At 67.4% G+C, this 15156-nt stretch carries 16 protein-coding genes and 1 riboswitch; of the genes, 4 read left to right on the plus strand and 12 right to left on the minus strand.

All coding sequences use genetic code 11. The features are described from left to right. Positions 1–8: 8 nt before the first annotated feature. From lepB (AC1DBQ_RS07945) to AC1DBQ_RS07990, 10 genes are all read right to left on the minus strand, one after another. Positions 9–968, minus strand: coding sequence for a signal peptidase I (gene lepB / locus AC1DBQ_RS07945; RefSeq protein WP_476927988.1), 960 nt, complete (start codon positions 966–968; stop codon positions 9–11). Further along, positions 969–1643, minus strand: coding sequence for a signal peptidase I (gene lepB / locus AC1DBQ_RS07950; RefSeq protein ID WP_476927989.1), 675 nt, complete (start codon positions 1641–1643; stop codon positions 969–971). A 130-nt stretch (positions 1644–1773) separates the two neighbouring features. After that, positions 1774–2133 (minus strand): 50S ribosomal protein L19, encoded by a 360-nt coding sequence (gene rplS, locus AC1DBQ_RS07955; RefSeq protein ID WP_091256284.1) that lies wholly within the window; start codon positions 2131–2133, stop codon positions 1774–1776. Between the two features lie 236 nt (positions 2134–2369). Further along, positions 2370–3191 (minus strand): tRNA (guanosine(37)-N1)-methyltransferase TrmD, encoded by an 822-nt coding sequence (gene trmD, locus AC1DBQ_RS07960; RefSeq protein WP_476927990.1) that lies wholly within the window; start codon positions 3189–3191, stop codon positions 2370–2372. Next, on the minus strand, positions 3192–3779 hold the full coding sequence (gene rimM, locus AC1DBQ_RS07965; RefSeq protein WP_476927991.1) for a ribosome maturation factor RimM: 588 nt from the start codon (positions 3777–3779) through the stop codon (positions 3192–3194). It abuts the gene before it with no gap. 110 nt (positions 3780–3889) lie between these two features. Next, on the minus strand, positions 3890–4132 hold the full coding sequence (locus AC1DBQ_RS07970) for an RNA-binding protein (protein ID WP_018773450.1): 243 nt from the start codon (positions 4130–4132) through the stop codon (positions 3890–3892). A gap of 1 nt (position 4133) precedes the next feature. Then, positions 4134–4559 (minus strand): 30S ribosomal protein S16, encoded by a 426-nt coding sequence (rpsP, locus tag AC1DBQ_RS07975; protein WP_091256308.1) that lies wholly within the window; start codon positions 4557–4559, stop codon positions 4134–4136. A gap of 186 nt (positions 4560–4745) precedes the next feature. Then, on the minus strand, positions 4746–5183 hold the full coding sequence (locus tag AC1DBQ_RS07980) for a hypothetical protein (protein ID WP_344368117.1): 438 nt from the start codon (positions 5181–5183) through the stop codon (positions 4746–4748). Between the two features lie 351 nt (positions 5184–5534). Further along, a complete protein-coding gene (locus tag AC1DBQ_RS07985; protein ID WP_116766607.1) occupies positions 5535–6410 on the minus strand; it encodes a VOC family protein in 876 nt (291 codons plus the stop codon). A gap of 82 nt (positions 6411–6492) precedes the next feature. Then, a complete protein-coding gene (locus AC1DBQ_RS07990) occupies positions 6493–7575 on the minus strand; it encodes an amidohydrolase family protein (RefSeq protein ID WP_476927998.1) in 1083 nt (360 codons plus the stop codon). Positions 7576–7654: 79 nt separating this feature from the next. Then, positions 7655–7762: riboswitch (TPP riboswitch) on the plus strand. Here AC1DBQ_RS07990 and thiC point away from each other — a divergent pair. Further along, a complete protein-coding gene (gene thiC / locus AC1DBQ_RS07995) occupies positions 7759–9591 on the plus strand; it encodes a phosphomethylpyrimidine synthase ThiC (protein ID WP_476927992.1) in 1833 nt (610 codons plus the stop codon). Its footprint overlaps the riboswitch before it by 4 nt. Positions 9592–9709: 118 nt before the next feature. Here thiC and AC1DBQ_RS08000 read toward each other — a convergent pair whose 3' ends face one another. Continuing rightward, positions 9710–10840: a hypothetical protein gene (locus tag AC1DBQ_RS08000; protein WP_476927993.1), complete on the minus strand. Its 1131-nt coding sequence runs from the start codon at positions 10838–10840 to the stop codon at positions 9710–9712. 301 nt (positions 10841–11141) lie between these two features. Between AC1DBQ_RS08000 and AC1DBQ_RS08005 the strand changes: the two genes are divergently transcribed. From AC1DBQ_RS08005 to AC1DBQ_RS08015, 3 genes are all read left to right on the plus strand, one after another. Further along, positions 11142–12215, plus strand: a complete 1074-nt coding sequence (locus AC1DBQ_RS08005; protein WP_476927994.1) for a DNA polymerase IV — start codon at positions 11142–11144, stop codon at positions 12213–12215. A 206-nt stretch (positions 12216–12421) separates the two neighbouring features. Continuing rightward, positions 12422–13411 (plus strand): patatin-like phospholipase family protein, encoded by a 990-nt coding sequence (locus AC1DBQ_RS08010; protein WP_476927995.1) that lies wholly within the window; start codon positions 12422–12424, stop codon positions 13409–13411. A 138-nt stretch (positions 13412–13549) separates the two neighbouring features. Next, positions 13550–14341: an MBL fold metallo-hydrolase gene (locus AC1DBQ_RS08015; RefSeq protein WP_476927996.1), complete on the plus strand. Its 792-nt coding sequence runs from the start codon at positions 13550–13552 to the stop codon at positions 14339–14341. Between the two features lie 98 nt (positions 14342–14439). Here AC1DBQ_RS08015 and AC1DBQ_RS08020 read toward each other — a convergent pair. Beyond that, positions 14440–15156: alpha/beta fold hydrolase (locus AC1DBQ_RS08020; RefSeq protein ID WP_476927997.1), on the minus strand; the 717-nt coding region annotated here is incomplete at its 5' end.

Here is a 15156-nt window from a genome sequence, read left to right on the forward strand (position 1 = left end):
CGGGCGTCTTACTTTCCGGCCGGGGCGGGCACGCTGCGGAACACGGCCGGGTAGTTGTCCAGTGCCGAGATCCTGTTCAGCGGCCAGGCGATGACGGCGGCCTGGCCTTCGATGTCCGACTCGTTGACGAATCCGCCGTTGGTGTCCATGTGGGCGCGTGAGTCCGCGGAGTGGTTGCGGTTGTCGCCCATGACCCAGACCTTGCCGGCCGGCACGACAACGTCGAAGTCGCGGACCTGGGGAATCTCGGCGGGATTGATGTACTTCTCGTCCAGCGGCGCGCCGTTGATGGTGAGCTGTCCGCCGGCGTCGCAGCAGACCACGTGGTCGCCGGGGAGCCCGATGACGCGCTTGACCAAGTGCTGTTCGGAGTTGTCCGGGAGCAGGCCGACGAACGTCAGCCCGTCCTGCACCCAGGTGAAGGGGCCCTTCGTCTTCGGGGCTGCGGGGGCGAGCCAGCCCTGGCTGTCCCGGAACACCACGACGTCGCCGCGCTGGAGGGCGATGGGCTGCGGCACAAGGAGGTTGACGAAGATGCGGTCGTTCACGTCGAGGGTGTTGACCATGGATTCGGAGGGAATGTAGAAAGCCCGGAACAGGAAGGTCTTGATCAGGAAGGACAGCACGACCGCCACGACGACCACGGTGGCCACCTCCTTCAGCCACAGGAAGAGCGGGCTGCGCCCTTCACGGGCCTTGGCCCGCTTGGCCCGCCGGGAGGACTTCCCGGCGTGGGCAGGCCCGGCGGGCCGCTCCTCGTGGGCAGCCACGGCAGCCCCGCCAGCGTCGGCACTGTCAGCGTCGGCACTGTCAGAATCAAACCGGTCAGAAACAGGCCGGTCAGAATCAGGCCGGTCCGCGCGCGGCGCTCCGCCGCTGGTGTCCTGCTCGTCGGGGATCGCCGAGGAGGTCACCCGGGGTAGGTCCTGGCCCTGCGGATCAGGAGTGCGCGGTTCGGTCTCGGGCATCTACTGTCCGTTCGTCGTCGTCGTTGTCGCAGCCGGTTGGGGCCGCGCTACTGCTGCAAATCTATCAAGCGGCCAGATGATCTGTACCGGCCGGCCGATGACGCGTTCCAGCGGCACCATGCCGCCGCCGGGGGCGCCGAGGAGGCTCCGGGAATCGGCCGAGAGGGAGCGGTGGTCCCCCATCAGCCACAGCCGCCCGGCCGGCACCTCAACACTGAACTTCATTTCGCTCGGGGTGTCCCCCGGGTACACATAGGGTTCCGCAACTTGCTGGCCGTTGACTGTGAGCCGGCCGCTGGCGTCGCAGCACACCACGCGGTCTCCGGGCAGCCCGATCACACGCTTGACGTACGTGGTGTCGCTGCCGGCGAGGCCCAGCCAGCGTCCGGTTTCGGCGAGGGCGTCCACCACGGGTCCGTTGCCGCTGTTCAGCGGGGCGAAGGAGCCGCGGCCGTCGAAGACCACGACGTCGCCCCGGTTCAGGGACTCAGGGCCGGTCCGCTCCACAAGGATCCGGTCCCCGGTAAGCAGGAGCGGTTCCATGGAAGCGGACGGGATGTAGTAGACATCCACCCACAGCGAACGGACCACGGCGCTGATCGCCACCGCGAGCACCAGGGCCAGCAACGCAAAACGCCAGCCCGGTTTCCTGGGCTGGCGTTTTGGCTGTTCCATGTTCCGTATCCCTTGGCGCTGTCGTGAACTAAAGTGCGCTGTTGCGGATAGCTCCGGCGGCACGCCGGGCACGGTCCGTGGACCCGCGGCGGAAGACTGCGTTGGAGGACTGCGTTTGAGTCCGCAGGACCTACTTGGCGGTCTGGAAGTCGCGCTTTTCCTTGATCTTCGCGGCCTTACCACGCAGGTTACGCATGTAGTAAAGCTTGGCACGGCGAACGTCACCCTTGGAGACGAGCTCGATCTTGTCGATGATCGGGGAGTGCACCGGGAAGGTACGCTCCACGCCGACGCCGAAGGAGACCTTGCGGACGGTGAAGGTTTCGCGGACGCCGTCGCCCTGGCGGCCCAGGACGAAGCCCTGGAAGACCTGGACGCGGGAGTTCTTGCCTTCGATGATGTTCACGTGAACCTTGATGGTGTCACCCGCGCGGAACTCGGGAACATCGGTGCGCAGCGAGGCTGCGTCTACGGAATCGAGGATATGCATTGATCCACTCCTGGTGAACGCCACAGGTCACTCACGTTGGGTTACGACGGCCAGGCCAGGGGGCATTTGCCGCCCGGAATTGTCCGCCGAAAGTTTGTCAATCCGGCCCTGTCAGGAATAGACGGGACCGGGGTGCCGGGCTGTTGGTAGCGCTCCCCCTGTGGCAGGTTCGCAACCCAGCAGGCACAAGGACTAATTTTGCCACATTTGGTGCGGGTTAGCCCAATCCCGACAGTTCAGGCGCCGAGACGCGGCACGAGGCGCCCGTCGACGACGTCGTACCCCAGATCGGCGAACGCAGTGCGGTCCGCGCGGGGCAGCGTACCGGCGTCGAACCCGGCCAGCAGATCCGGGCGCCTTTCGGCGGTGCGCCGGTACTGTTCGTGCCGGCGCCACTGGGCGATCTTGCCGTGGTTGCCGCTCAGCAGCACCGCAGGGACGTCACGGTCCCGCCAGCTGGAGGGCTTCGTGTAGACGGGGTATTCGAGCAGCCCGTCCGAGTGGGATTCTTCGACGAGCGATTCGGGGTTGCCGACGACGCCGGGCAGCAGCCGCCCGATGGCCTCGACCATGGCCAGGACGGCGACCTCGCCGCCGTTGAGGACGTAGTCCCCCAGGCTCATGGGACGCACCGTGAAGTGGTCGGCCGCCCATTCCAGGACGCGTTCGTCTATGCCCTCGTACCGGCCGCAGGCGAAGACCAGCTGGTCCTCCTCGGCGAACTGATGCGCGGTGGCCTGCGTGAACCTCTCGCCCGCCGGCGAGGGAACGATCAGCACCGGCTTGCGGGCATCCCCGGAATCCCCGGCACCCGCAGCGTCCTCGGCACGGTCGGCCGCGACGGCCGTGAGGGCCTGCGCCCAGGGTTCGGCCTTCATGACCATCCCGGCGCCGCCGCCGTAAGGCGTGTCGTCGACGGTGCGGTGCCGGTCGGTCGTGAAGTCCCGCAGGTCATGGACCCGCAGGTCCAGCAGGCCGTCCTGCCGGGCCTTGCCGATCAGGGACAGTTCCAGCGGGGCCAGATACTCCGGGAAGATGCTGACGACGTCGATTCTCATCTACGCGTTGCTCCCGGCCTCGGTGCCGCGTTCTCCAGCCGGCTGGTTCCCGGCGGCCGGCTGGTCAGCGGACTCGTCCGTGTTGACCTCGAAGAGTCCGGGCGGCGGGGTGACCACCACGTACTTGTCCCCCACGTTGACCTCGGGCACGATCTGCTCGACGAACGGGACCAGGACTTCCTGGCCCTCGGCCGTGGTGACCACCAGCAGGTCCTGGACGGGCATCGTGTGCAGTCCGGAGACCTTGCCCACCACGTTGCCGCCCACCTGGACGTCCAGGCCCACGAGCTCGTGCTCGTACCAGCCTTCATCGTCGTCGTCGGCGCCGATGTCTTCGGTTTCGATGAACAGCTTGGCGCCGCGCAGGGTCTCGGCCTGGTTGCGGGTCTCGATCTCGTCGAAGGCCAGCAGCAGGATGTCCTTGTTCCAGCGGGCGCTGAACACCGTCAGGGGCCCGGAGGACGCGGGTTCGACGATGAACTGCGTACCGGGGACAAAGCGGTCGCCGGGCGCATCGGTGAGCACCTGGACGGTCACTTCGCCGCGGATGCCATGGGGTTTGCCGATTCGTGCGACCTGGAGCTGCATCTGTTCCTCTGTTCGGGGTGGGTCGGGGTTGGTTGGCGCGGAAAACAGTCCGGCCCCTCCACCATTATCTGGTGAAGGGGCCGGGCTAAAGACAAGTAATGCTGAACGCGTTAGCGGCGGCGGTCCGTGTCGACGACGTCGACCCTGACCGGCTCGCCGTCCGCCAGCGCCGCAACCACAGTGCGCAGTGCGCGTGCGGTCCGGCCCTGCCGGCCGATCACCCGTCCGAGGTCGTCCTGATGAACGCGCACCTCGAGGGTTTCCCCGCGGCGGTTGTTCTTCGCACTGACCTTGACGTCCTCGGGGCTGTCAACAATCCCGCGGACCAGGTGTTCGAGCGCTTCTGCCAGCAATTTACTCAGCCTCGGTGGTCTCTGCTTCGGCGGCGTCGGCGGGAGCCTCGGCAGCTTCGTCCTTCTTGGCCTTCTTGGTGATGGCTTCCGGGATGATCACGGAACCCTTTTCCGGCGTAACGAAGGCAGCCTTGGGAGCCTTCGTCTTCAAGGTTCCCTCCTGGCCCGGGAGACCCTTGAACTTCTGCCAGTCACCGGTGATCTTGAGGATCGCGGCAACCTGCTCGGACGGCTGTGCGCCGACGCCGAGCCAGTACTGGGCACGGTCCGTGTCGACCTCGATGTACGAGGGCTCTTCGGTCGGGTGGTACTTGCCGATCTCTTCGATGGCACGGCCATCACGCTTGGAGCGTGCGTCCATGACGACGATGCGGTAGTACGGTGCGCGCATCTTACCGAAGCGCTTAAGGCGAATCTTTACGGCCACTTTTGTGGTCACTCCTGTTTCTGAAACGGGGTCGAGCCCGGCGTTCTGCACCCGTGGGGCGGGCCGTACTAGGGGGTTCTAAAGGACAAGATCCGGACGCGGAGAGAGGGGCCACGCAGATCGAGTACCTGTTCATTGTGCCAGATGACCGGCAGGATTTCGACTTGACACGGCCTGGCCGTCCGGTCAGGACGTCCAGACGTAGAGTCCGGACTTGGTGGCGGGGTCGATTCCGGCGGCCAGTTCGGCGATCCGGCGGACGTAAGCCCGGGCCTGGTCCGCACCGAAGGGCATGTCCTCCTCGGCGGCCCAGTTGGCCGCAACGTCCTCGAGGACGTCGCCCTCCCCCTCGGTTTCGTAGCTGAGCAGTTCCGCGAGCGTCCGGACCATGGCGGAGGGGACGCCCAGCAGGGAGTCGCTGGCCACGTCCACCATCGCCAGTTCGTAGTCCGCGCCCGGGGCGTGCACGGCTACTCCGGCGAGGTCGCCGAGCCGCTCGACCTCAAAGTCGCTGATGTCCGGGATGCGCACGGCGTCCGGGGCGGCCGCACCGCCCGCTTCGAGCGCGCCGGCGCGTTTGAGGGCGGCGTCGTGGGTGGACACAAAGATTTCGGTGAATCCCATGCAGCTGGTCCTTAGATGTCTGGCGGCGCTTGGCCGCTGTTTTTGGCGTCGCTTCAGCCTAATCGCTTCAGCGGCCGCGCCCCGGCCGGTGACCGTGCCCTCGGTGACCGTGCCGGACCGTGCGTCACTCGACCTCGCCCGTGGACATGCCCTCGGTGACCGTGCCGGACCGTGCGTCACTCGACCTCGCCCGTGGACATGCCCTCCCCTGACGGCGAGCAATGGACATATGGCCGCTATGGCCATTCCCGGCCGCGACCGATGAACATGTCGAGCGGTCCTGTCAGTGAAGAGTGTGCATGTCCAGCGGGCAGCTGCGAGCGCTGGACATGCTCAGCGAACAGCGCGCCCTTAGCGCACGGCGACGCGGATCCGGTTGCGCCACGGGTCCTCGAAGCGCAGCTCGGCGCCGGTGTGGTGCGAGTCGACGCCGGCCACCTTGAGGCGGTCGGCCAGGGAGCCGACGTCGTCACCCGAGGGCACTTCGATGAGCACCTCGCCCAGGCCCAGGGTGTCGCGTCGGGGGCCGGCGCCGCGGCTGTTCCAGACGTTCATGGCCATGTGGTGGTGGTAGCCGCCGGCCGAGACGAACAGGGCCTGGCCATGCCAGCCCGCGGTCTTTTCGAAGCCCAGGGTACCGACATAGAACTCATGCGCTGTGTGGACGTCGCCCACCTGCAGGTGGACGTGCCCGACGCCGGCGGCCGCCTCGCGCTGGCCGCTCAGGGACTCTTCGGTCAGGTGCTGCTGCAGGTAGCGCTGCGGCGGCAGGGCCAGGCTGTCCATGACGACGTTCTTGCCTTCCCAGGACCAGTCCTGCCGCGGCCGGTCCCAGTACAGCTCGATGCCGTTGCCTTCGGGGTCGTTGAAGTAGAAGGCCTCGCTGACGAGGTGGTCCGCGCTGCCGGTGAAGGACTGGGGCTCGTACTGGGCCGCGCTGGCAACGGTGGCCGCCAGCGAGTGCTGGTCCTCGAAGAGGAGGGCCGTGTGGAAGAGCCCGGCTTCGCCACGGGAGGGCAGGTTCAAGCCCGGGGCGGGCGCCAGGTGGACCAGGGGCTTCTGCCGGCGGCCAAGGTAGAGTCCGCCGTCCTGTTCGGCCACGATGTCCAGGCCGAGGGCGCGCTGGTAGTAGTCGGTCATGAGCTTCATGTCGCCGACCTTGAGCATCACGGTGCCCATGGTGAGTGCGGCAGGAAGGAGATCCTGGGTGCTGGCTTCTGCGGTCATTGAAACTCTCCGGGGGTTCGGTGGCCACCGTCGCTTCGGTGACCCTGCATAGCATTAGATTACTTGAAGCTTCAATTTATTCCTAGCGGGTGGGCCGGCCACGCAGGACAATGTGCTTCAGTCCGGCAAGGGTCCCGAGGTCCTGCCGGGGGTCCTTAGCGCACACCAGTACGTCGGCGCTGGCCCCTTCGGTGATGCCGTCCGCGCCGAGCCAGGTCCGCGCGGACCAGCTGGCAGCGCCGAGGGCAGCCGCGGCGGGCAGCCCGGCGGCGTGCAGGGCCCGGATCTCGTCCACGATCCGGCCGTGGCCGATCACGCTGCCGGCATCGGTGCCGGCATAGATGGCCACCCCGGCCTCGTGGGCTTCCAGGATCCGCTCCGCCCGCCGCTCCCACAGCGAGCGCATGTGCGCGGCGTAGCGGGGGAACTTGGCCTCCGCCTGGGCGGCGATGTCCGGGAAGGTGGCGATGTTGATGAGGGTGGGGACGATCGGCACGCCCTGCTCCACGAAGCGCGGGAGGTGCCGCGGCAGCAGCCCGGTGCCGTGCTCGATGCAGTCGATCCCGGCGTCGAGCATGTCATCCAGGGTGTCCTCGGCGAAGCAGTGGGCGGTGACGCGGGCCCCTTCATCGTGCGCGGCCTGGACGGCGTCCTTGAGGCTTCCGGCGGGAAAGCTGGCGGCGAGGTCGCCGGCGTCGCGGTCGATCCAGTCCCCCACGAGCTTGACCCAGCCGTCGCCGGCACGGGCCTGCTTCCGCACGGCCTCGACCAGGCCGTCCGGTTCCACCTCGACGGCGAAGCCGCGAAGGTAGCGCCGGGTGCGGGCGATGTGGCGGCCGGCGCGGATGATCCGTGGAAGGTCCGAGCGCTGCTGGAGCCAGCGGGTGTCGTGGACAGCGCCGGCGTCGCGGACCAGGAGCGTCCCGGCGTCGCGGTCCGTGACGGCCTGGGATTCCGCGGTGTCCTCGGCAACGTCTCCACCCGGGCCGAGGCCGATGTGGCAGTGTGCGTCCACCAGCCCGGGAATGACCCAGCCATTTAGCACGCGCTCCGGCGCGGCGGCGGGCCGGTGGAACGTGAGCCGGCCGTCGACGGACCAGAGGCCGTGGCGTACCGTGTCCGGCCCGGTAAGGATGGGGCCGCTGAATTCGATGATGCCGGTCATGGCATCAAGGGTAGTCCCCATGTCGCCGCGCCGGCCGCGTCACACTGGACAGCCGTCCGACGGCGCGTGGTAGCTTCTTCTACGACCACACGGGTGCCCCTGCAGGGGCTGAGATCGGGCTGACGCGGCCTGCGACCGTTGAACCTGTCCGGGTAATGCCGGCGAAGGAAGTGAGTATTTTCCGTGAATACGCAAATTGCACAGCACAGCCCTATCCAAAACCAGTCCAGCCAAAACCTGCCTGCCGACTCTGAGGCTGCCGCGACGCAGTCACTGAAGTCCCACTCGCTGGCCTTCACGACGGACCCGGAGCACGGCATCCGCGTCCCGGTGACCGAGATCGCGCTGGAACCCTCGCCGGGCGGCGTCGAGAACCCTCCATTCCGGGTCTACCGCACGGCCGGGCCGGGCAGCGATCCGGTGGTGGGGCTGGCCCCGTTCCGCAGCGGCTGGATCGCCGGGCGGGGTGACACGGAGCCGTACCGCGGTCGGGAACGCAACCTGCTCGACGACGGCAGGTCCGCGGTGCGCCGCGGTGCCGCCTCCGCGGAATGGCGGGGCGCCCCGCCGGAGCCCCGCCGCGCCGTCGATGGCCGGACGGTCACCCAGATGCATTATGCGCGGCAGGGCATCGTGACACCGGAGATGCGGTTCGTTGCGCTGCGCGAGAACTGCGATGTGGAGCTGGTCCGCAGTGAGGTGGCAGCGGGCCGGGCCATTATTCCCAGCAACATCAACCACCCGGAGTCCGAGCCGATGATCATCGGCAAGGCGTTCCTGGTGAAAATCAACGCCAACATCGGCAATTCCGCGGTGACCAGCTCCATCGCCGAGGAAGTGGACAAACTTCAGTGGGCCACGCAGTGGGGTGCGGATACGGTGATGGACCTCTCCACCGGCGACGATATCCACACCACGCGCGAATGGATCATCCGCAACTCCCCCGTCCCGATCGGAACGGTCCCGATCTACCAGGCGCTGGAGAAGGTCAACGGCGAGGCCAACGCCCTGACCTGGGAGATCTTCCGGGACACCGTGATCGAACAGTGCGAGCAGGGGGTGGACTACATGACCATCCACGCCGGGGTGCTGCTGCGCTACGTCCCCCTGACGGCCAACCGGGTCACCGGGATCGTGTCCCGCGGCGGTTCCATCATGGCCGGCTGGTGCCTGGCTCACCATGAGGAGAACTTCCTCTACACCCACTTCGACGAGCTCTGCGAAATCTTCGCCAAGTACGACGTCGCGTTCTCCCTCGGCGACGGGCTGCGGCCCGGCGCGACGGCGGACGCCAACGACGCCGCGCAGTTCGCCGAACTCGACACGCTGGCCGAACTCACCCAGCGGGCCTGGGAGTTCGATGTGCAGGTCATGGTGGAGGGCCCGGGACACGTGCCATTCCACCTCGTCCGGGAAAATGTGGAGCGCCAGCAGGAGCTCTGCAAGGGTGCCCCGTTCTACACGCTGGGGCCCCTGGTTACGGACATCGCACCGGGCTATGACCACATCACCTCGGCGATCGGCGCCACGGAGATTGCCCGTTATGGCACCGCGATGCTCTGCTACGTCACGCCCAAGGAACACCTGGGGCTGCCGAACAAGGACGATGTGAAGACCGGAGTGATCACGTACAAGATCGCCGCCCACGCCGCCGACCTCGCCAAGGGCCACCCCGGAGCGCACGAACGCGACGACGCCCTGTCCAAGGCGCGGTTTGAGTTCCGCTGGCGGGACCAGTTCGCGCTGTCCCTGGATCCGGTGACCGCCGAGGCCTTCCACGATGAGACGCTCCCCGCGGAACCGGCCAAGACGGCGCACTTCTGCTCGATGTGCGGGCCCAAGTTCTGCTCCATGCGGATCAGCCAGGACATCCGGGACGAATATGGTTCCGCCGACTCGCAGGCGGCACTGGCGCAGATGGCCGCCGGGATGCGGGAGAAGAGCAACGAATTCCTGGCAGCGGGGGGCAAGGTCTACCTGCCCGAGCCGACCGTGGGCGCACAGGCTCCGGCCTAGTCCACGGTGCGGGGCGCCTGCCCTGCCGGGCGGGCGCCCCGGACCGCCATGGAACTGCCCCCTGATGAGGGATTAACCGGAGGCGACGGGGGCGGTCTGACCGCGCGAGCCGTCGCTCTCAGGACGTCGGCGCCGGTGCCGGATTCGGCGTCGGCGTCCGTGCCGGATTCGCGGCGATGTTCCTGTAGAGCTCGGAGTTGAGCGTCGTGTGGCCGTGGTCGTCGGTGACGTAGACCTCGAAGGTGAAGATGCTTGCGTCGTGGTCGAGCGCGAACTCGATCGTGGGGTTCTTTACGGAAATCGTCCCTTGCGAGACGATTCGGCCGTACTTCTGCTCCGGGGGACTGAGGTCTGTGCCGCGCTGCGCGGGGTCGCGGATGAAGTATCGGACCGTGTACGGCGCCGACGGCAGTGACCGCAGGGTCGGGAAGAAGCTGAAGTCTCTTGTGCCGGGCTTGAACTGCTCCGCACGCCACTGGTAGGCGGTGACGGCGGGCGTGAGGGCGTCGTCGAGGTCGCGGATGCCGGTGCGGTTCGTTTGGGCGTCGAAGCTGCGGTTATGCCCGCCGAGGGCTTTGGTGACCGGTCCGAGCCCGAAGCCGAGGGCCAGGCCGAGCCCAATCGAGACCATCGGGATGAGGATTGCCGCCACTCGTGCCCGGCGCAGCAGACCCGTCCTCACGGACTGTCGGTGCATCGAGAGCGTGTACGGCAGGGCGGCTGTGAACACAGTTCTCGAGTACGGGCTGCCGGCCGCGCGAGCCCACGCCTCGATGTACGCGGCGCGCGGCGGCAGTGGGGCTTCCGCGCCCCCAACCTTGTTCCAGTAGGCCAGAAACGGCAGCGGCAAGTCCCGGAGCCGGCCATACGGGTCGCTAAAGGTGAAGGTCGGGACCATCCGGTACTGGACGCCCCCGCGGCCGGCGTACCGGTGGGGATAGGGGTGGAAGTCTTCAAGCTGCGTGCGATCGACCCTGGCCCGTGCGAGGAACGCCTTCGTCACGATCGCCGCGTCCGGCGTGAGCGTGACCCACTCGCCGGCGTACCAGAGCAGGACGGCGCCGAAGACCGCCGCAATCATTGACCCCGCCATGATGAGCGCCTCCGCCCAGGCCGCGATGATCGTGCTGTCGCGCTCGTTGACCAGGATCGAGCCGGCGACCGCTGCGACCGCGACCGCCAACAGGCCCGCACCGAGGGCCGCGCCAGCCCAGCCCGGCATCCGCAGCGCACGAATGCGGACCGGCAAATCATCTTCCCGGAAGTGATCCCCTGAACTCGGAACGACCATCGCTACCCCCATCCCCCGATCCCCCGTCGCCGAGTGTAGTGCCCAGACACCGTTTCCGACAATGAATGCGCAGGTCAGGGGCAGGAATGAGGGCGTACCCCTACACCCGCTTGGTATTGCTCAACCGGGCTGTGAATTGTCTTGCTTCACATGCGTTCTGAGGCATAGGGGTTTCGAGGCAGTAGGTGGCCGCAGGCTCCGAGGCCAAGCCCGGTGGAGAGCCGGTGCTTGCCAGGGATGTTTAGGGCAGACTGGTGCCGTGAGCGGAATCCGGTGGGTGCTGCACGTCGATCTCGACCAGTTCATCGCGGCGGTCGAAGTGCTCCGGCGACCGGAGCTTGCGGGCAAGCCGATCATTGTCGGCGGTCGGGGCGACCCCACGGAACGAGCTGTGGTGTCGACCGCATCCTACGAAGCCAGGGCGTTCGGCGTGGGTTCCGGAATGCCCTTACGCATTGCGGCCCGGAAAGTGCCCGACGCTGTGATCCTGCCCGTCGATCCGGAGGCTTACCTAGCGGCGTCTGAAACGGTGATGGCTACCCTGCGCGCGCAGCCCGGCGCCACCGTGCAGGTGCTGGGTTGGGATGAAGCCTTTGTAGGCACAGAGACAGAGAATCCGGAGGCCTACGCCCGGCAGGTGCAGGCCGCTGTCCTGGAGCAAACGCAGCTGCATTGCAGCGTGGGCATCGGCGACACCCTGGTCCGGGCAAAGGTCGCCACCGGTTTCGGCAAGCCGGCCGGCGTCTTCCGTCTCACTGCCGGGAACTGGCTCGACGTCATGGGCAGTCGGCCCACCAAGGACCTGTGGGGCGTCGGAACCAAAGTGTCGGCCCGGCTGGCCAAACTCGGCATCAACACAGTGGCCGAGCTCGCCGCGTCCGACCCCCAGGACCTGGTCCCGGAGTTCGGCCCCAGGATGGGTCCTTGGTACGCGGAGCTCGGACGCGGGGACGGCACCAGCGTTGTGGACGACACCCCGTGGGTTGCCCGCGGGCATAGCCGGGAGACCACCTTCCAGCGCGACCTGACCGAGCCCGCCCAGGTGGACGACGCCGTGAGGGAGCTGACAGCGCGTGTCCTCGAGGATGTTGTGGCCGAAGGACGGCCCGTGATTGGGCTGACCCTCAAGGTTCGGTACGCGCCGTTCCTCACCAAGACCCACGCGAGGAAGATTCCCGAGACATTCGACCGGAACGAAATCCTCGCGCGGGCCTTGGACCTCGCAGCCGGAATCGAAGCGGGCCGTCCGATCCGGCTCATAGGCCTGCGGGCCGAAATGGCAATGCCCGACGATGCCCGAAAGGGACATACGCCAACACGTGGCGGTTGGTGACGGCGTCGCTGCACGGCAACCGGCATGAGTCGGGTTGCGCAGCGCGTCGCCGGTGTGCGAGCATTCCGGTGATCGTGATCCGGTGGCAGGAGGTGAGACCCATGAACGCAGTATCCGCAGTGGGTGCCCCCTGCAGTCGACGATCGCGCTACTGAGGTAGTCGCTACCGGGAGCGCCCTCCAGGCAATTCGCGAAAGGCGACTCCCATGAACACAACACCTTTTTCAAGTCTGCACTTCACCTCGGCGACGGCCTTCGACCGGCCGAGGTCCGACCAGGATCAGCCGCAGGTCGACGCCATACGGCGGGTGCGCGCCGCGGGTGAGCGAGCATTGGTCCTCGGTGGTGGTGGATCGGCAGGCAATGCGTGGTTGATCGGCATCATCGCCGGCCTGTCTGAAGCCGGTTTGGATGTGACCGAGGCTGATCTGATCATCGGGACGTCGGCCGGATCGACGGCCGCGGCCCAAATAACTGGCGCGGCCCCGACCCAACTGCTTGCCCAAATCCTTGCCGCTGCGCCCCAACAGCGGACTGGGCCGGTCGGATCCGACGGTGGACGCGTTCCAGTCGGGCCGGCGGACCATCTGGAGAGAACGAGCAGAATCATCGCTGCCGCTGAAGATGCGGCCGATATGCGCCGCAGAATGGGCGCGGCTGCGCTCGACATGGAAGCGGCGTCGGATGGCTCCGGGCAAACGCGGTGGCGCGCTACCGTCGCCGCGCGGCTGCCCAGTCAGCTCTGGCCGCAACGAACGGTGCTCATCACTGCGGTCGATGCCCATACCGGTGAACCGGTCGTGTTCGACCGAGACAGCGGGGTCGACCTGGCGGACGCCGTCGCCGCCAGCTGCGCCAGCGGCCCTCCCTACGCCATCGACGACAACCGATACATCGACGGCGGCTACCGACGCAACGAGAATGCCGATCTGGCAGCCGGATGCGGGCGGGTGCTGGTGCTGTCACCACTTGGCGGCAGAACACGGACGCCGTTGGACTGGAGCATGCATCTTGCCGCACAGGCCGACGAACTCCGCGCACAGGGCAGCAGGGTCGAAACGATCTTGCCGGATAGCAACTCCCTCAAGGCATTCGGCAGCAATCTGATGGATCTGTCAACGCGTCCGGCCGCCGCGCAAGCGGGTTACGACCAAGGCAGAGCCCTTGCCGAGGAGCTCACCGAATTCTGGCGCTAACGCCCGCGAAATCAGTCGACTCGGTAGGCATGACAACACCTGCTCAGCGACCTCCAGGCGGCCCGTTCTCGCGAATCATTGTGGGCCGGCGCCTGGCAGGCTACCATTTCACCCGTGCTGAGGCAGGTTGCGGACGGGGTGCTGGTCCACGAGAGCGAGTTCTGCAAGAGCAACGCCGTTCTCGTGCAGGGGCGGGCTGGCGTGTTGCTCATCGATGCCGGTGTGCACGAGGCCGAGATGGCCTGTCTCGCGAAGGATCTGTCCGATTCGGGTCAGGCCGTTGCGGCGGGATTCTCGACGCATCCGCATTGGGATCACCTGCTCTGGCACCCCGGTCTTGGAGCTCCTGTCCGTTGGGGCACAGCGCTCTGCGCGGATACGGCCCGCGAGCGGCTGTCGCACGGCATCGATTCACGTCGGCTCGGCATCCCCGCTCAGGTGCCGATGGACCTCCTCGGCCTCATCGCCGGCCTGCCAGTCGGGACTGTGCAGATTCCCTGGGATGGCCCGCCTGTGCGGATCCTCGAGCATCGGGCGCACGCCCCTGGCCATGCGGCGCTGTTGATCGAAGAACGAGGGGTTCTTGTCGCCGGGGACATGCTTTCCGATGTCCTGATTCCAATGCTCGACCTGAGCGACACCTCTGATCCGATCGAGGATTACCTCGCCGCGCTGCATTTGCTGGAGAGCGTGGCCGGTGACGTCGATGTCGTCATCCCCGGGCACGGGTCCGTCGGGGGAAACGGCCAGGTCCGCGCACGGATCAATCAGGATCGGGCATATGTGCACGCCTTGCGTGACGCACGTGATCCGAGCGACCCGCGGGTCGGCCCCTCGGCTCAAGAGGGCTGGGGCTGGGTGAGTGATGTTCACACACGGCAATTCGAGCGTCTCGCCGAAAGAAGGGCCCGCGGCGGTACGCCCGGCTAGCGGTTGCTGTGCACAGCCTGGGAGCGAGCACTCATGCAACCGGAGCAAAAGTCCCGTCGGAGGAGCAACGACACCCCGCTTAGGAGCAACGCTAGTTCTCAGGAAGCCCGGGCGTGCTGGAGCCGGCTGACCTCGCCGATGAACGAGCGGATGACCCGGTCCCCCTCGGTGGAATCCTGGGGCCGGTGTCCCCCGGGGGCGGTGCTGTGCAGGGCGCCGGTCTCGCGCAGGTAGCCCGCGATTTCCTCGTAGAGGGGTTCCCAGCCGCCGCTCAGGACCAGCGTCGGCACGCCGGGCACGATCTGCAGCGGGGCGTCCCACGGCGGAGCCTGCAGGCGGAGCCGGCGCGCGGCCCGGAGGGCCTCCGGCGTCGTGGCGCCCGGGGCGTCGGCGGCGAAGACGCGGCGGATAAATTCGCGCTGGAAGTCGTCGTCGGTGAGGTTGTGCCGGACATCGAAAAGCGGCTGCATGAGCGCCCGGTGCGCGGCGGTGGCCGGGAGCTCCGCGGTCAAGGACAGGCAGGCAGGTTCCACCAGGGTCAGGGACTGGACGAGGTCGGGGCGCTCGACGGCGGCCATCATGGCGGCGATGGCGCCCTGCGAGTGGGCCACCACATGGCCGCCGGCCTCGCCGCGGCCGTAGTCCGCCAGTGATGCGAGCACGATTGCGGCGTCGGCGGCGAAGTCAGATTCAAGCGGTTCTGCAACAGGGTCAAACCCGTGCCGCCGCAGGAACAGGGCGTCGTAGTCCAGCGCCATCCCGTGCTGCTTTGGCCACGCGGCGGCCCCAAAGCTGCCAGCCCCGTGGACGAAGAC

The organism is Arthrobacter sp. 10T413_2, assembly GCF_056394205.1.

Bases quoted from the DNA above. Each gene is read 5' to 3' on its own strand.
- lepB (WP_476927988.1), bottom strand. From the start codon at position 968: ATGCCCGAGACCGAACCGCGCACTCCTGATCCGCAGGGCCAGGACCTA.
- lepB (WP_476927989.1), bottom strand. From the start codon at position 1,643: ATGGAACAGCCAAAACGCCAGCCCAGGAAACCGGGCTGGCGTTTTGCG.
- rplS (WP_091256284.1), bottom strand. From the start codon at position 2,133: ATGCATATCCTCGATTCCGTAGACGCAGCCTCGCTGCGCACCGATGTT.
- trmD (WP_476927990.1), bottom strand. From the start codon at position 3,191: ATGAGAATCGACGTCGTCAGCATCTTCCCGGAGTATCTGGCCCCGCTG.
- rimM (WP_476927991.1), bottom strand. From the start codon at position 3,779: ATGCAGCTCCAGGTCGCACGAATCGGCAAACCCCATGGCATCCGCGGC.
- AC1DBQ_RS07980 (WP_344368117.1), bottom strand. From the start codon at position 5,183: ATGGGATTCACCGAAATCTTTGTGTCCACCCACGACGCCGCCCTCAAA.
- AC1DBQ_RS07985 (WP_116766607.1), bottom strand. From the start codon at position 6,410: ATGACCGCAGAAGCCAGCACCCAGGATCTCCTTCCTGCCGCACTCACC.
- AC1DBQ_RS07990 (WP_476927998.1), bottom strand. From the start codon at position 7,575: ATGACCGGCATCATCGAATTCAGCGGCCCCATCCTTACCGGGCCGGAC.
- AC1DBQ_RS08010 (WP_476927995.1), top strand. From the start codon at position 12,422: ATGAACACAACACCTTTTTCAAGTCTGCACTTCACCTCGGCGACGGCC.